This is a genomic window from Prevotella bivia DSM 20514 (assembly GCF_000262545.1).
GTDB lineage: Bacteria > Bacteroidota > Bacteroidia > Bacteroidales > Bacteroidaceae > Prevotella > Prevotella bivia.
The window spans coordinates 808,343-824,755 of the sequence record NZ_JH660660.1 but is presented as its reverse complement, the minus strand read 5'-3'; the positions used below and the strand labels follow the sequence as shown (position 1 = coordinate 824,755).

Sequence of the window (16,413 nt, the reverse complement as noted above, 5' to 3'; positions counted from 1 at the left end):
TGTGAGGAAGGTAACCCTCTACCCCACTCTTTCCCAAGTATTTAACAACAAAAAAGCAATAGCTATGTTACCATTATACATCACATGGAATCCTAGTGAATACCTCTTCAACTTTGGAGGGTTTGGTATTCGCTGGTATGGAATGTGCTGGCTCATCGGACTTGCATTGGGTTACTTCATGATGAAGTGGCTTTACAAGCAGCATAAGTACAGCCAAGAAAAGTTCGAACCACTTTTCCTTTATGTCTTTATCAGCATTTTGCTTGGTGCACGTCTAGGACATTGTCTCTTTTATGAGCCTGAATATTTCCTTACTTCAGCAAAAAATATTGTTGAAATGATTGTTCCTATCCGCTTTTTAGAGCATGGAGGATGGAAGTTTGTGGGGTATCAAGGACTTGCATCGCATGGAGGTGTAGTAGGACTATTACTCGGATTATACCTCTATATTAAACGATATAAGATGAAGCCATGGGTAGTTCTCGACTTCTTTGGCATTTGTTCTGGCATTACCGCCTGTTTTATTCGCATAGGAAATCTTATGAATTCAGAGATTATCGGTAAGATAACCGATGTGCCTTGGGCATTTATCTTCTACAAAGTAGATAGCTCCCCACGTCATCCAGGACAACTTTACGAAGCCCTTGCTTACCTATTGCTTTTTGGTTTGATATTCTTTATCTACAAACGCAACCCTAAGAAGGTGGGAACAGGCTTGTTTTTCGGCTTGTGTATCTTCCTTATCTTTGTGTTCCGCTTTGCCATTGAATATACCAAAGAGATACAAGTAGCATTCGAATCAGGTTTACCTATTGACATGGGACAAATACTTAGCATCCCTCTGATCATACTTGGCGCATGGGCTATTTGGCGATCAAAAGGAAAAGAAGTAGAGATTGGGGCATAAATACCCTTATAATATTAACACGATGCTCGCATCATTTCATTCGGAATAGACCGCTAAAAATGCGATCTTCGGTATGAAATGATGCGAGCATCGTTTTACATTATGCTTATATTTTAGACCAAACAGCTAACCAAAAATAACCAAAAACTTGCTCTTTCTCCCCTATTTTTGTATTTTTGTATCTTACATTTTATAATTCTTAACCGATAAGAAAGGACAAATATTAATGGCAAAAGACGAAAAAGGCATGACGCCCATGATGAAACAATTCTTCTCCATGAAGGCTAAACATCCTGATGCTCTCCTACTTTTCCGCTGTGGCGACTTCTATGAGACTTATCATGATGATGCTATTGATGCCGCAAAAGTCCTCGGAATAACCCTCACTAAGCGTAACAATGGTGGTAATTCGGGCGAAATAGCTATGGCTGGTTTCCCCCATCATGCCCTTGATACCTATCTTCCTAAGCTCATTCGTGCAGGCAAGCGAGTAGCTATCTGCGACCAATTAGAAGATCCCAAGAAAAAGCGCGAGGAGCTAAAGGGTAAGAAAGGCTTATCACCAATGGACAAAATGGTGAAGCGTGGCATCACCGAACTTGTTACTCCCGGTGTGGCTATGGGTGATAACGTGCTGAACTATAAGGAGAACAACTTTCTCGCTGCTGTTCATTTTGGTAAACAAGCATGTGGTGTGAGCTTCCTAGACATCAGTACTGGCGAGTTTCTTACTGGTGAAGGCACTTACGACTATGTAGAGAAACTCATTGGAAGTTTCTCGCCTAAAGAAATACTATACGATAGAGCCTACAAGAAAGAATTTGAAACCCATTTCGGAACAAAGCTCTGTACCTTTGAAATGGACGATTGGGTATTTACCGAACAAACTGCTAATCAGAAACTTTTGAAGCACTTTGGCACTGCAAACCTAAAGGGTTTTGGTGTCGATCATCTCCACAATGGCATCATTGCGGCAGGTGCTATTATGCAATATCTTGAACTTACACAACATACCCAGATACGACACATCACGGCATTAACACGCATTGAAGAAGAGAAGTATGTGCGTATGGATCGCTTCACAATCCGATCGCTAGAGCTTGTCTCAACAATGAACGACGAAGGAACATCGCTTCTCAATGTCATTGACAACACTATCACTCCTATGGGAGGCAGAATGTTGCGCCGATGGATGGTGTTTCCGCTCAAAACCGTGAAGCCTATTGAGGAGCGATTAGATGTAGTAGAATACTTCTTCAAACACCAAGACTTCCGCGATACCATTAACGAACAGTTCCATCGCATTGGCGATTTGGAGCGTATCATCTCTAAAGTAGCTGTGGGAAGAGTATCACCACGAGAGGTAGTACAACTTAAAAACGCACTGAAAGCTATCCAACCTGTAAAGACTTCCTGCTTATATGCTGAAAATAAAGTACTTAATAGGATAGGGGAGCAGCTCAATCTCTGCGAAAGTTTGCGAAATAGAATTGAACAAGAGATACAAAACGATCCGCCACAACTTGCCAATAAAGGCGATATTATAGCCTTTGGTTATAACCAAGAACTCGACGAGCTGCGCACCATTCGCGATCATGGCAAAGAATATTTGCTCCAAATTCAAGAGCGGGAAGCCGAGCGCACGGGGATAAACTCTCTGAAAGTGGGCTTCAATAATGTGTTTGGCTACTATTTAGAGGTGCGCAATACATTTAAAGACAACGTACCAGAAGAGTGGGTTCGTAAGCAAACACTAGCGCAAGCAGAACGTTATATCACACAAGAACTAAAAGAATACGAAGATAAAATCCTTGGTGCTGATGAGCGAATACTAGCCCTTGAAGGTAAACTCTTTATGGAGCTTATCCGCGATATGCAGGAGTTTATCCCACAAATACAGATCAATGCCACCCTTGTGGCGCATCTCGACTGCTTACTATCCTTTACTCGTGCATCCGAAGAGCATCATTATGTGCGCCCAGTGGTGGACGATAGCGAGGTGTTAGACATCAAACAAGGTCGCCATCCAGTAATAGAAACACAGCTACCACTCGGCGAACAATATGTGCCTAACGATGTATTACTCGACAATGATCGCCAACAAATCATGATGATAACTGGTCCTAACATGGCAGGTAAATCGGCTTTGTTACGCCAAACAGCCTTGATCGTATTGCTAGCACAGATTGGTTGCTTCGTTCCAGCAGAGCGGGCAAGAGTGGGACTAGTAGATAAAATCTTCACACGAGTAGGGGCTAGCGATAATATTTCGGTGGGAGAGAGTACGTTTATGGTAGAGATGACTGAGGCATCGAATATCCTTAACAACGTAACTCCACGCTCCCTAGTACTCTTCGACGAGCTAGGACGTGGCACAAGTACTTATGATGGTATCAGCATAGCATGGGCTATTGTGGAATATCTACACGAACAACCACGCGCAAAAGCCCGCACGCTCTTTGCCACTCACTATCATGAGCTAAACGAAATGGAAAAGAACTTTCACGGCATCAAAAACTATAATGTGTCGGTAAAGGAGGTTAACGGTAAGATTATCTTCTTGCGTAAGCTCGAAAAGGGTGGGAGTGAGCACTCTTTTGGTATTCATGTAGCTGATATAGCAGGTATGCCACGCAGTATTGTAAAGCGTGCTAACGTGATATTAAGCGAACTTGAAGCCGACAATGCACAAGTGGGCAGTGCGGGAAAAACAGCTATTGGCAAGCTAGAGCAGAGTAGGGAGGGTATGCAACTTTCGTTCTTCCAGCTCGATGATCCTGTCCTTGAGCAGATCCGCGATGAAATCTTAGGCTTGGATATCAATAACCTTACGCCCGTAGAAGCACTAAATAAGCTGAACGATATTAAGAAAATCGTTAATCCGCAGAGTAAGTAAAATAATAAAAGCCTATCATCTGATAGACTAAAATAATATAAGACTCCCTAATTTATTATCTAGTTCATATAATAAATTAGGGAGTCTTAATTTTTAAGAGTTTATTCTCCTTTCTTCAGTTCGTCTATCTGAGCAATGATTTCCTTATTGATGCGTTGCATCTTGAAGTAGATAGATAATCCCACTATCAAACCAACAATACCACCAATATTACTACCAACAGCCATGATTTGAAAGAAGAATAAGTTATGATCAGGACCTGTTACAACGATACCTTGATACATTTCATAAAAGAACCATGGCATCCAAACCATCAAGAATACCATACCTGATAGTATAACAAGGCGTCTTAACTTATGCTGCTTAACCATGTGTTCCCTTGTTTCCAAAAGATTATCATTTAGAAATTCATCACTGGTGTATCGATTTATGTAGTAATCACACAAGATATCCACTGTCATAAAGAAACAAGTGAAACCATATAACCACCATGAAAGATCTAATACCGCTCTCAAGAAATAAAATGAAAGGTAAATAAAAGCCAATGCAAAATACGACATCCATATATATTTCTTCATAAAAGACATCTTGTTAAGCATCGCTTTACGAATCATCGTATTGGTTACTATCTGCTGATCACTGAGCTTTCCCTTTAATATATCGAACTGCTGGCGCATCTCTTCTAATTGATTATTTTGCTGTTCCATAATAAAAATCTTTTTAATTGTTCTGTAATTGGTTTAGTCTTGCATCTGCTTTAGTTGTTCTTTGATACGGAATAGTCGGACGGAAACGTTCTTAGTAGATATTCCTACCACTGTTCCTATTTCCTCATAGCTCATATTTTCAAGCCATAGCAAAACAATAGCACGGTCGAATGGTTGTAGCTTGCTAATGCGATGATTGAGTGCTTGCACCTGTTTCGAGTCGGCATCGGTGTCGGTAAAAGGATTAACATCCATAGCAAGTGGCACCGTCTTTTGACGTTTCTTCTTGCGATCTTGCGAAATACAAGTATTCAATGCCACACGATAGATCCATGTTTTCACATCGCTATCACCTTTAAAGGTTCCTAATCCTTTCCAAAGATTAACCAAAACCTCTTGAAACAAATCGTTTACCTCGTCCTCATCCTTCGAGAACATATAGCAGACTGTGTATATCGTCGTCTTATGTTCTCGGACTAGCTGGGCAAAGTCCTTTTCGTTTTGCTGAATTTCCATTTTCATTTTGTTTTTGTTCTATCCTTTAGACGCAACGATCTGCAAGAAAACTACAGAATAACAGAAAAAATATACGCACAAAGATAATTATTCACACGGACTTTTTTATGGATAATCCCTTTTTTATTTATCCTACATTCAATGCTATCTGATTATCAATGACTTATATAAAACATCATCATTCGTTTTGCTAAACATCATCTTTTCTGTAGTAATAGTTTATTTTTTGTGTGATAAAAGGTAATCTTTTGCTTGCATTTTTAATTTATTTTTGGATTAAAAATAAATTAAAAACAAATCAAAAATAAATTATTTTTTATTATTAAACATCATCGTTTATGTGATACCTTAATTCCGCAGTATTTTTTCTTGTGAGAAAATTTTATATGTTGAGGTGTCTTTTTGGGACTCTATATGTTGATATGAGATGCTTCGGTGTTTCTTGGGTTTTTTCTAAGCATAAAATCCCCCACCCAAACCAATGGGGAATATTAAAACCACAAAGAAATACTGTTTATTCAAGGAAGACTTCTGAGTAGTAGGTTTTATTTGTATACAGGTTCAGAACGTTCTGCCTTCCCGTTCTCACCCATTTTGCTGGCACGCTGACAAAATGGAGGATAAAGGCTTTCAGCCTGCTTGTCTTTTTCAATGGCTTGACCTTATCGCTGATATGACGGACGAGATAGAGATAGAAGTTCTTCAGCATGGCGGTAACCATCATGAAAACCATGTTCTCAGCCATAAAGGAAAATGGAAGATGTGACCAGCCGAAGTCATTGTTCTGTATGTCGAAGTTCTTTTCACCCGCTCCACGTTCATTATAAAACGTAATGATGTCCTTCTCGGTAGACACCCAGTCGTTGGTGAGGATACAGCGGTATGTGTATATTACTCCGAACATATCCGTCTGCTCACTGCCATCCTTGCCTTTCAAAGGACTACGCTGTACGACGAGCCTGTATGACTTTCCTTCTATCAAGCTGTCTATGCTGATGGATGTGACATCGCATTTCTCATAGCCAACCTCAACGTCTTTCCATTCCTTCAACTGTTGGAAATTCTCGTAGCGACTGCCGCAGTTGGCAGCACGAATGTAGAACGTGTTGCAGCGCTGCTCTACGGTTTGGATGATTTCCTTTGAGAACGACCCGCAGTCAGCACGGAAACGCTCTATTACCACACCAAGTTCTGAGGTTACACGGTCCATAATGCGACGGAGCGTGTCCTCCTGATGGAATTTCACATTGGTGTTTCCGTCACGGTTCTCACCTCCGACTATGATTCCCCCAATGGAAGCCCAACCAGGAAAATAGCCAAGGTCCTGCTTATAAGAATACTTAGCATCGAACTTGTGGGCTGGAACGAACTGGTGGTCAAAGTCCAGGTCAACATGGCTGCCCACCTTTATAAGCCCCATTCTCCGTATCATCCGTAATAGTAAGGTGTTCAGCTTCTCTGCCGTGTTGAAACTGTAAGACTTGCCGGAGATTTCGCTCTTGTAAATAATGTTCTCTTCAGCAAGCTCCTTCAGTCCGCGCCCAACTGTGTCGGCACCGGGTAACAGCGTATCAGGTCTCTGCTTGAACTGCCCTATAAGTGCATTGATGTCCTCAAGGCATTCTCCACCACAAAGGTAGCTGAAGAAGAGAGAGCCGAAAATACTTCCATGGCTGAATGCCTTGCCGCTACTTCCACGTTTGCCCAATACGGATTCGGTAAGTTTTTCAAAGCCCAACTTTGAGAAAACGTCCATAATGTGATAAATTCCAACGAAAGAAGTGATATTCTCGTTTTTAATTGCTACCTTTGTCATGTCAGATATTTGCTTACTTGTTATGTTTACAGCACCAAGATAGGTGAAATTTCTGACATATCCAAGTGTTTTGAGAACTTTGTTTCTCAGGCACTTGGAGTTCTTACAAGAATTTATGCTGCGGAATTAAGGTGATAAAAGATAATAGATTCATATACGAAAGCTAAGCTTTTACTGAATAAAGAATAATGTTTTTATTGACTCAGCTTATTTGATCAATAGCAAAACAAATCCGATTAAAAGTATTCTTTATTAAGGCTTTTAATCGGATTTATCATTATAAAAACGCAAAGAAGGCACATTTTAAGCCTCTGTATGGGCTGCAACTTCTTGCGTGTTAGTTTGTTCGTCTGTAACAGTAATAAGGGCTTCAGCGCTTACCATAGAGCTTTCTACGGAGTCATTTAAGTTCTCTGTAGTTTCGTCTAAAAGCTCTGTAGTAAGAGAACCATTCGCCATAGCATCTTCTTTCTGCTCAATAGGTTCGGATGTAGCTGTAAGAAGCGGTTCTGTTACTGTTTCTTCTGTCTTTATTTCAGCTTCGGATTGAGTAAGGATAAGTTCTACAAAACTGGGTTCTTTTCTTATTCGTCGGTAAGTTTGCTTTGCAGCATTCTGCTGACTTTCCTTCTTCGTGAAGCCTTTTCCTTCTTCACAACGCACGTTACCAATGATAACTTGAGCTAGAAAGACAGGATTTCCGTTCTCATCGGTAGAGGTATTTACTTCGTCGAAAATAACCGTTACTTTGTTTTTCTGTGTCCATTCAATGAGCTTCGACTTATAGTTCATTTCTCTATAAGCCATCTTCTCTACATTCACTAAGTGTCCAAAAACACGATTGCGCATAAAGTTCATACAAGCATCGTATCCATGATCAAGATAGAGTGCCCCTACCAGGGCTTCAAAAGCATTACCAGCAACGTTACAGTTGTGGGTTACGGTGTGTCCGTTTTGCTTTAGCATCTTGTCAATCCCCATCTCTGTCGATACCTTATTGAGTGTTTCTCGCTTTACAAGCTTTGAGCGGGTATTCGTCAAAAAACCCTCGCGCTTGTTAGGAAAGCGTTCGTAAACAATATCGGCAACAACACAGTCGAGCACTGCATCGCCTAAAAATTCTAGTCGTTCATTGTTTACGAGTTTTCCTTTCTCGTTGCGTCGAGACACACTTTTGTGTAAAAGTGCCGTTTTATAGTAAGAGATGTCGTGAGGAATAAGCCCCGTAATCTGGTATAAAGACAAATAAAGCTCCTTTTCCTTACGGAAAGGGAGCTTTATTTTATCGAATATTTTATTCAGCATACTTCTTGAAAACCACACAAGCATTATGACCACCAAAGCCGAAAGTGTTGCTAAGAGCAGCACGAACCTCGCGCTTTTGAGCCTTGTTGAAGGTAAAGTTCAAGTTATAATCCAATTCAGGATCTTGATCATCGTCCTTGTGGTTGATGGTAGGAGGAATGATATCGTTCTTTACAGCTAACACACAAGCCATTGCTTCTACAGCACCTGCAGCACCAAGAAGGTGTCCAGTCATACTCTTTGTAGACGAAATGTTAAGCTTGTAAGCTGCTTCACCAAACAAATCCTTAATGGCTTTAGCCTCAGAAATGTCGCCAACAGGAGTTGAAGTGCCGTGAACATTGATATAGTCGATATCCTCTACTGTCATACCTGCATCGTTAAGGGCTGCTGTCATTACTAGTTTTGCACCAAGACCTTCTGGATGCGAAGCTGTGATGTGGTGTGCATCGGCCGACTCGCCTTCGCCAACCATTTCTGCATAGATCTTTGCACCACGTGCTTTAGCATGCTCAAGTTCCTCAAGAATAATACAGCCAGCACCCTCGCCCATTACAAAGCCATCGCGTGATGCTGAGAAAGGACGTGAAGCCCCTTGAGGATCATCGTTGCGAGTAGATAGCGCATGCATAGCATTGAAGCCACCAACGCCACCAGGAGTGATTGCTGCTTCTGCACCACCAGCTACGATAACATCTGCCTTACCTAGACGAATTTGGTTGAACGCAGCAGCTAGTGCTGTGCTAGATGAGGCACATGCTGATGTTGTGGTATAGTTAGGACCACGGAAACCGAACATAATGCTGATATGACCCGATGCAATATCGGCAATCATCTTTGGTATAAAGAATGGGTTAAACTTAGGACCGTTTTCTTGGTTCTTTGCATAATAGCCCACTTCCTCTTCAAACGTTTTGATACCGCCAATACCAACGCCATAAATAACGCCTACACGGTTCTTGTCGATAGTTTCTAAGTCCATAGCCGAATCTTTAACACCCTGAATAGCACTGATAATAGCTAGTTGGGCATAACGATCGAGCTTGCGAGCCTCTTTACGATCAATGTAGTCGTTAATATTAAGGTCTTTTACTTCACAAGCAAATTTTGTCTTGAACAAAGAAGTATCAAAATAAGTAATAGGAGCTGCACCACTCTTACCAGAAAGCATAGCTTCCCATGTCTCTTCAGGACTGTTTCCTAAAGGAGTTACGGCGCCTAATCCTGTTACTACTACTCTTTTTAATTCCATTAAGTTGAATTTATAAGTTAAGCTAAAAACAAAAAAGCCAAGCAAAATCTTAGTTTTGCTTGGTATTTCTTTTTGCTAAGGCTGTTACTTTGCGTTAGCCTCAATGTAAGATATAGCATCGCCAACTGTAGCAATCTTCTCAGCTTGCTCGTCTGGAATAGAGATACCGAATTCCTTTTCGAATTCCATAATTAGCTCTACAGTATCCAAAGAGTCTGCACCAAGATCATTTGTGAAGCTAGCTTCTGCCTTTACTTGTGCTTCGTCTACACCTAGTTTGTCTACAATAATAGCCTTTACTTTTGATTCAATTTCTGACATAGTCTTAATTTTAAAATGTTTAATTATTAATTGTCAAACTTAAAATTCGGCTGCAAAGGAACAATCTTTTTTCCATGTGTGCAAGTTTTTTTCTTAAAAAAGCACTTCTCTTTGCACAAATGGTATATCATTGTGCAATATTTTTTCTTATTTTATTATCTATCGGGATATCAATGGCTTATATAATTTTATTCAAATAATACTTATACTTTTGTTTATTAATACGCATTTAACAAACTTCTTTAGTGGGGTGCTTATCACTTGTTAGCATAGCTGTGTAGCTTTTATTCTTAGTAATATATAGTTGTGGTGTGCAAAAAGAAAAAGGATGGTTTTTATTTTGAATATTGCAGAATTTCTTATATATTTGCATTTAAATTAATATAAGCAATTTTCAATAATGTCATTTACAGAACATAGCAATAAAATTTTTAATCAAGCGATTAGGGATTATCACATTACAGATGATGTAAACACGCCTATTAACAATCCTTACGATCGTGATTCTATAGAGAATCGCCTCTACTTAAAGTGTTGGATTGACACTGTTCAGTGGCATTACGAGGATCTTATTCGCGATCCTCACATCAATGCTGAAGAAGGAATGAGCTTAAAACGCCGTATTGACCATTCTAATCAGGACAGAACTGACTTGGTAGAGCAGATTGATTCTTACTTCCGCCAGCTATATTCTGATGTCCGCCCAGCCGAAGATGCTACTATAAACACAGAGAGTCCAGCATGGGCTGTTGATCGTTTATCTATCCTTGCTTTGAAAATCTATCACATGCAGGAACAGACAGAGCGCACTGATGCATCGGCTGAACATATCAAAAAGTGTAAGGCTAAGCTAGCAGTTTTGTTAGAGCAGCAGCAAGATTTGAATACGGCTATTGATCAATTGCTTGACGATATTAAGTCGGGACACAAGTATATGAAGGTATATCGCCAGATGAAAATGTATAATGATCCTACTACTAACCCTATCCTTTATAAGAAATAAGGTAGAAATCACATCACAATAAGCATACAATAAGGGTTGCAATAATGTTCATTGCAACCCTTATTCGTTGTTATTATTTCTTTTTATATATGCTGCTAGCTTCTCATCTTGTAGCATTATAGCTTCTTTAAGTATGCTGCTAGCTTTTGAACAGCCTTTGCCCTGTGCGATATTTGGTTTTTAATACCCTCGCCTAGTTCAGCAAAGCTCTTGTCATAACCCTTTGGAATGAAGATAGGATCGTAGCCAAAACCATTAGAACCACTCTTCTCAAAAGCAATATTGCCCTCTACAATGCCTTCAAACTGGTGCTCTTTACCATTGATCATCAATGAGATCACGGTGCGAAAGCATGCCTTTCGATTGGTGTTATCACCTAGTTTACGGAGCAACTTGCACATATTTGCCTCACTATCATGATCGGTTGTTTCATCATAGCGTGCCGAATATACGCCCGGTTCACCACCTAATGCCTCCACTTCTAAGCCCGTATCATCAGCGAAACAGTCGAGATGATAATTAGTTACCACATAGTTCGACTTAATTCTTGCGTTCTCTTCTAGTGTTGTTCCTGTTTCAGGAATATCTTCATGACAATTAATATCTGCCAAGGAAACCACCTCAAACCCCTCACCTAGTATCTCTTTAATCTCTGAAAGTTTATGTGTATTATTGGTAGCGAATACTATTTTCATATTCTATTGATTTTGTTCTTGTAATTTTTTCTCTTCTTGCCGCTTACGAATCATCTTCTCATGTTCTTTCTTTACTGACACTTTAATATGATCGAAGCCCTCACCATATACACCGATTACGGCACTTTGGCTGACAAAAGCAGTGGGATCGTGCATTTTTATCAAGCGAAAGATGCGTTCACTCTCATTCTTTCGAGCCAGCAAACATATCACTTTAATGTCGAATCCAGTGTACCATCCATGTCCATCAAGTATTGTCATACCACGGTTTATATCATTTGAGATAGCCTCGGCAATAACTTCATGCTTACGTGAGTATATCATAAACTGAACGGATGAGCGTTGACGATTATAAACAAAGTCAAGCATATTCATCTCAATAACAATCGTACAAAGACCATATATTACCTTATAGGCACGGTCAGATATATCTCCAAACTCAGGAAAGAGGAAGCAACTACCCACAATAAATATGTCCATCAATGTCAATATCTGACCTAAGGAAATTTCTTTGTACTTGTTTACGCATACGGCAATGATGTCAGAACCTCCAGTACTGCCATTATTTAAGAATACAATAGCTAGAGATGTACCTGTTAAACAGCATCCCACGACCATAGACATAAAGCCTTGATTCTCGCCAAGTACCTTTATAAAGTGTCCATGAGCATCGACAGGCATCATAGCAGGAATATATTTAGACATAACACCTAACGCAACGATAGCATAAACGGTCTTCATCATAAATTTAAATCCCATTATCTTTAGTGCTACCACTAATAAAGAAAGGTTGATAACCCAATAGGTCCAGTCTATAGGAATATCAATAGCATAATAGAACAATGCCGCAATTCCCATTACGCCACCAGTTACTATCTGATAAGGCATTAGGAAAACGGTGAATGCTGACATATAAAGTAGCAAGCCAAGGGTTATCATAAGATAATCCTTGGCTTCGCTATAGATCAATTGTTGTTTCGCAGTTATCATATCATTAGAAGTTTTTAGCATCTCTCATTATGAGAGAAAAGTTAGGTTTTATATTTTAAAGCAGCTAGCTTTTTATATTCTTAGGTGTAATAGTAGGTATCTCCGTATGCTCATTGTAGCGTTGCCGAAGCATTTCTTCATGCTTCTTTTTTACATTAACTTTGATGCTATCAAATCCTTCTCCATATACTCCGATGACGGCACTCTGGCTAACAAAGGCTTTAGGATCGGTCATTTTGATAAGACGGAAGATCGTTTCGCTCTCATTTTTGCGTGCAAGCAGGCAGATAACCTTAATATCTTTACCTGTAAACCATCCATGCCCGTCAAGAATAGTCATACCACGTTCTGTTTCATCAGAAAGAACTGTTGCTATTTCTTCATGTTTTCGTGAATATATCATAAACTGAACTGATGAGCGTCGGCGATTATAAATAAGGTCAAGCATACCACATTCAATAACAATGGTACACAAGCCATACACCACTTTGTGTGCCCTATCGGCTATATCACCAAACTGTGGAATGAAGAAACAGCTTGAAACAATAAAGATATCAAGGAGCATTAACGCCTGCCCCAATGATACTTCCTTATACTTATTCACAACTGCCGCTACAATATCAGAGCCACCTGTACTACCATTGTTTAAGAAAACAATAGCTAGCGAAGTACCTGTAAGACAGCATCCTACCACCATTGACATAAATGCTTGCCCTTCTCCTAGAATCTTAATGTAATGTCCACCAGCGTCCATCGGCATCAGCACTTGCGCATATTCTAGCATATAGTATAGGGCAACAATAGCATAGATGGTCTTCACCATAAACTTAAACCCTAGTACTTTTAATGCAACCAACAGTAAGGACACGTTGATAATCATGTAAGTGTAGTGAATCTTAAATCCTGTGGCGTAAAAGACAATTGCGGCAACACCTGTAACACCTCCTGTTACCGTTTCATACGGTAATAAGAAGATTGTAAATGAAGCAGCATAAAGCAACAGTCCTAATGTGATAAAGATATAATCTTTAATTTCGTTTCTTAGCGTTACATTACTCATTTCAGTACAATATTAATAATTTTCTTAGGAACTATGATTACTTTCACAATATTTTTGCCTGCGATATATTGCTGACTTTTTTCATTAGCGAGAACAGTTTTCTCGATTTCTTCATTGGTTGCATCGGCAGCAAATAGCATTTGGAAGCGAGCTTTACCATTGAAAGAAACGGTAAGTTGCACCTCGTTCTCCTTTAAATATTCTTCATTGTAAGCAGGCCATTCAGCATCGCATACCGAACCACTGCCTCCCATCTGCTCCCAAAGTTCTTCAGCAATGTGTGGAGCGAATGGTGCAATGACAATGATAAGCTGCTTTAATAGCTCCTTGTTGTTGCATTTCTGCTGACCTAACTCATTAATACAGATCATAAAGGCTGCTACTGCCGTATTGTAAGAGAAAGCTTCAATATCAGATGTTACCTTTTTGATAAGCTTATGAACACTCTTTAGCGAGTCTTTTGATGGTTCCCCATCGGTTAACTCTTGCTGGAACAACTTCCAAAACTTACGCAAGAAACGATGACAACCATCGATACCATTAGTATCCCAAGGTTTAGAAGCTTCCACAGGACCGAGGAACATCTCGTACAAACGCAAGGTATCGGCACCATATTGATCGACGATTACATCAGGATTGACCACGTTGAACATCGACTTCGACATCTTTTCAACTGCCCATCCACACTTATATTGTGCGCCTTCTACCTGCTCTTGAGAACCATCTTCAAAGATAAACTCAGCATTTTGATATTCAGGACGCCATGCCTTAAATGCCTTTATGTCCAAAATATCACCATGAACGATGTTTACATCTACATGGATAGGTGTTACCTCATACTGATCTTTCTTACCCAATGATACAAAAACAGGTGCTTTGCTGTGATCTTCTGTGTTGATGCGATATACAAAGTTAGATCGACCTTGTATCATACCCTGATTTATCAACTTTTGGAATGGTTCTTCCTTGAAGCTAAATCCATAGTCGAACAAGAACTTATTCCAAAAACGGCTATAAATTAAGTGTCCTGTAGCATGTTCTGTTCCACCTACATACAGATCTACATTCTGCCAATATTCACCTGCCTTCTTTCCTACAAGGGTCTCATTGTTGTTGGGATCCATATAACGAAGATAATAAGCCGAAGAACCTGCAAAACCAGGCATTGTGTTTAATTCAAGGGCAAAAACAGTTTTTTCGTCTATCAAATCTTTGCTCACTACTTTCTTTTCTGCCTCGTTCCAAGCCCAATTAGTAGCTCTACCTAATGGTGGTTCGCCCGTTTCTGTTGGTTCATACTTATCTACTTCTGGCAATTCCAATGGCAAACACTCTTCAGGCACCATATAAGGCATACCATTTTTATAATATACTGGGAATGGTTCACCCCAATAACGCTGACGAGAGAAGATAGCATCACGGAGACGATAGTTGGTCTTTACGCGACCCAACTGCTTCTCTGTAACAAATACCTTGGTTTTAGCAATCGCTTCTTTGATAGTCAAACCATTCAAAGTAAATCCGTCTGTACTCGGCTTTCCTTCCGATGGCGAATTGGTTACAATTCCCTCTTTTGCATCAAAACTCTCTTCGCTTACATCAGCTCCCTCAATGAGAGGAATGATAGGAAGGTTGAAATGTTTAGCGAAAGCATAGTCGCGACTATCGTGTGCAGGTACAGCCATGATAGCACCCGTACCATATCCAGCCAAAACATATTCTGAAATCCAAATAGGAATTTCCTCGCCAGTGAATAGATTAATAGCGTATGAACCAGAGAACACACCCGTTACCTTGCGGTCAGACATACGTTCTAGCTCGGTACGTTTCTTTACGTATGCCAAATATTCAGCTACTTCTGCCTGCTGACTTTCAGCAGTTAAGGTTTCAACAAGTTCACTTTCAGGTGCTAAAACCATAAACGACACACCAAACATGGTGTCGGCACGAGTTGTAAAGATCGTAAACTCGCCCTTACGTGGTGCGCCTTCAACTTGAGGAGTAAGGCTTTGGAATACTACTTCAGTACCTTCTGAGCGACCAATCCAGTTGCGCTGAGTTTCTTTTATAGAGTCGGTCCAGTCTACATTGTCTAGTCCGTCAAGCAAACGCTGTGCGTAAGCCGATACGCGCAAGCACCATTGCTTCATTTTCTTCTGAACAACAGGATAACCACCACGCTCACTTACACCATTTACCACCTCGTCATTGGCTAGCACGGTGCCTAGTTCTGGACACCAGTTTACCATTGTTTCACCCAAGTAAGCAATGCGATAGTTCATCAACAATTGCTGTTGCTCCTGCTCGTTCATAGCATTCCATTCAGCAGCAGTAAAACTTCGTTCCTCACTTTGAGCAATGTTGAGTCCTTCGGTGCCTTTTTGCTCGAAGTGTTTAATGAGCTTTTCTATGGGTTGTGCTTTCTGCAAATTATTGTCGAAATACGACTTAAACATATATTGGAAAGCCCATTGTGTCCAACGATAATACTTAGGATCACAAGTACGCACCTCACGATCCCAATCGAAGCAGAAACCTATCTTATCTAGTTGCTCACGATAGCGAGCAATATTCTTTTCTGTTGTTATAGCAGGATGCTGTCCTGTCTGGATGGCATATTGCTCGGCTGGCAACCCGTAAGCATCGTATCCCATAGGGTTTAGCACATTGAAGCCCTGCAAACGCTTATAACGAGCGTAGATGTCGCTCGCTATATAACCTAGAGGATGCCCAACATGAAGCCCTGCTCCAGAAGGGTAAGGAAACATATTCAGCACATAAAATTTCTTTTTATCTGCGTCTTCCACTACCTTGTAGGTTTTGTTATCCACCCACTTCTTTTGCCATTTCTTCTCGATGTCGTTAAAGTTGTAATCCATTTTTGAATATATCGTTATTATTTCTTCTATGTTTTTTTGCTCATAAACACCCGCTTATCTGCTATT

The 16,413-nt window shown here is 40.2% G+C and carries 13 protein-coding genes; 3 read left to right on the top strand and 10 right to left on the bottom strand.

Annotated features, from left to right (window positions below):
- Nucleotides 1–64 precede the first annotated feature (64 nt).
- Nucleotides 65–907 (top strand): prolipoprotein diacylglyceryl transferase, encoded by an 843-nt coding sequence (gene lgt / locus PREBIDRAFT_RS05810; protein ID WP_004336286.1) that lies wholly within the window; start codon nt 65–67, stop codon nt 905–907.
- 226 nt (nt 908–1,133) lie between these two features.
- Nucleotides 1,134–3,803, top strand: a complete 2,670-nt coding sequence (mutS, locus tag PREBIDRAFT_RS05805) for a DNA mismatch repair protein MutS (protein ID WP_004336284.1) — start codon at nt 1,134–1,136, stop codon at nt 3,801–3,803.
- A 101-nt stretch (nt 3,804–3,904) separates the two neighbouring features.
- Here mutS and PREBIDRAFT_RS05800 read toward each other — a convergent pair whose 3' ends face one another.
- The 6 genes from PREBIDRAFT_RS05800 to PREBIDRAFT_RS05775 form a co-directional block, all read right to left on the bottom strand.
- Entirely contained in the window at nt 3,905–4,510 is a 606-nt protein-coding gene (locus PREBIDRAFT_RS05800; protein WP_004336282.1) for a hypothetical protein, read from the bottom strand.
- 33 nt (nt 4,511–4,543) lie between these two features.
- On the bottom strand, nt 4,544–5,026 hold the full coding sequence (locus tag PREBIDRAFT_RS05795; protein ID WP_004336277.1) for an RNA polymerase sigma factor: 483 nt from the start codon (nt 5,024–5,026) through the stop codon (nt 4,544–4,546).
- 514 nt (nt 5,027–5,540) lie between these two features.
- Entirely contained in the window at nt 5,541–6,842 is a 1,302-nt protein-coding gene (locus tag PREBIDRAFT_RS05790; RefSeq protein ID WP_004339461.1) for an IS1380 family transposase, read from the bottom strand.
- Nucleotides 6,843–7,145: 303 nt separating this feature from the next.
- The gene (gene rnc, locus PREBIDRAFT_RS05785) at nt 7,146–8,147 is read right to left on the bottom strand and encodes a ribonuclease III (RefSeq protein WP_004336749.1); all 1,002 of its coding nucleotides are present in this window, start codon (nt 8,145–8,147) and stop codon (nt 7,146–7,148) included.
- A complete protein-coding gene (gene fabF / locus PREBIDRAFT_RS05780) occupies nt 8,137–9,399 on the bottom strand; it encodes a beta-ketoacyl-ACP synthase II (RefSeq protein WP_036862163.1) in 1,263 nt (420 codons plus the stop codon). The genes rnc and fabF overlap by 11 nt, the downstream gene beginning before the upstream one ends.
- Nucleotides 9,400–9,483: 84 nt before the next feature.
- Nucleotides 9,484–9,720, bottom strand: coding sequence for an acyl carrier protein (locus PREBIDRAFT_RS05775; protein ID WP_004336747.1), 237 nt, complete (start codon nt 9,718–9,720; stop codon nt 9,484–9,486).
- A gap of 400 nt (nt 9,721–10,120) precedes the next feature.
- Here PREBIDRAFT_RS05775 and PREBIDRAFT_RS05770 point away from each other — a divergent pair, with 400 nt between their 5' ends.
- On the top strand, nt 10,121–10,723 hold the full coding sequence (locus PREBIDRAFT_RS05770) for a DUF4254 domain-containing protein (protein WP_004336746.1): 603 nt from the start codon (nt 10,121–10,123) through the stop codon (nt 10,721–10,723).
- Nucleotides 10,724–10,839: 116 nt separating this feature from the next.
- Here the strand turns inward: PREBIDRAFT_RS05770 and PREBIDRAFT_RS05765 are convergent, their stop codons facing one another.
- The 4 genes from PREBIDRAFT_RS05765 to leuS all read right to left on the bottom strand — a co-directional run bounded on the left by PREBIDRAFT_RS05765 (nt 10,840) and on the right by leuS (nt 16,347).
- The gene (locus PREBIDRAFT_RS05765) at nt 10,840–11,418 is read right to left on the bottom strand and encodes a non-canonical purine NTP diphosphatase (protein WP_004336745.1); all 579 of its coding nucleotides are present in this window, start codon (nt 11,416–11,418) and stop codon (nt 10,840–10,842) included.
- A gap of 3 nt (nt 11,419–11,421) precedes the next feature.
- The gene (locus PREBIDRAFT_RS05760) at nt 11,422–12,408 is read right to left on the bottom strand and encodes a YitT family protein (RefSeq protein ID WP_004336744.1); all 987 of its coding nucleotides are present in this window, start codon (nt 12,406–12,408) and stop codon (nt 11,422–11,424) included.
- A gap of 64 nt (nt 12,409–12,472) precedes the next feature.
- A complete protein-coding gene (locus tag PREBIDRAFT_RS05755) occupies nt 12,473–13,468 on the bottom strand; it encodes a YitT family protein (RefSeq protein WP_004336743.1) in 996 nt (331 codons plus the stop codon).
- A complete protein-coding gene (gene leuS, locus PREBIDRAFT_RS05750; RefSeq protein ID WP_004336742.1) occupies nt 13,465–16,347 on the bottom strand; it encodes a leucine--tRNA ligase in 2,883 nt (960 codons plus the stop codon). Before leuS ends, PREBIDRAFT_RS05755 begins: the two co-directional genes overlap by 4 nt.
- Nucleotides 16,348–16,413 lie beyond the last annotated feature (66 nt).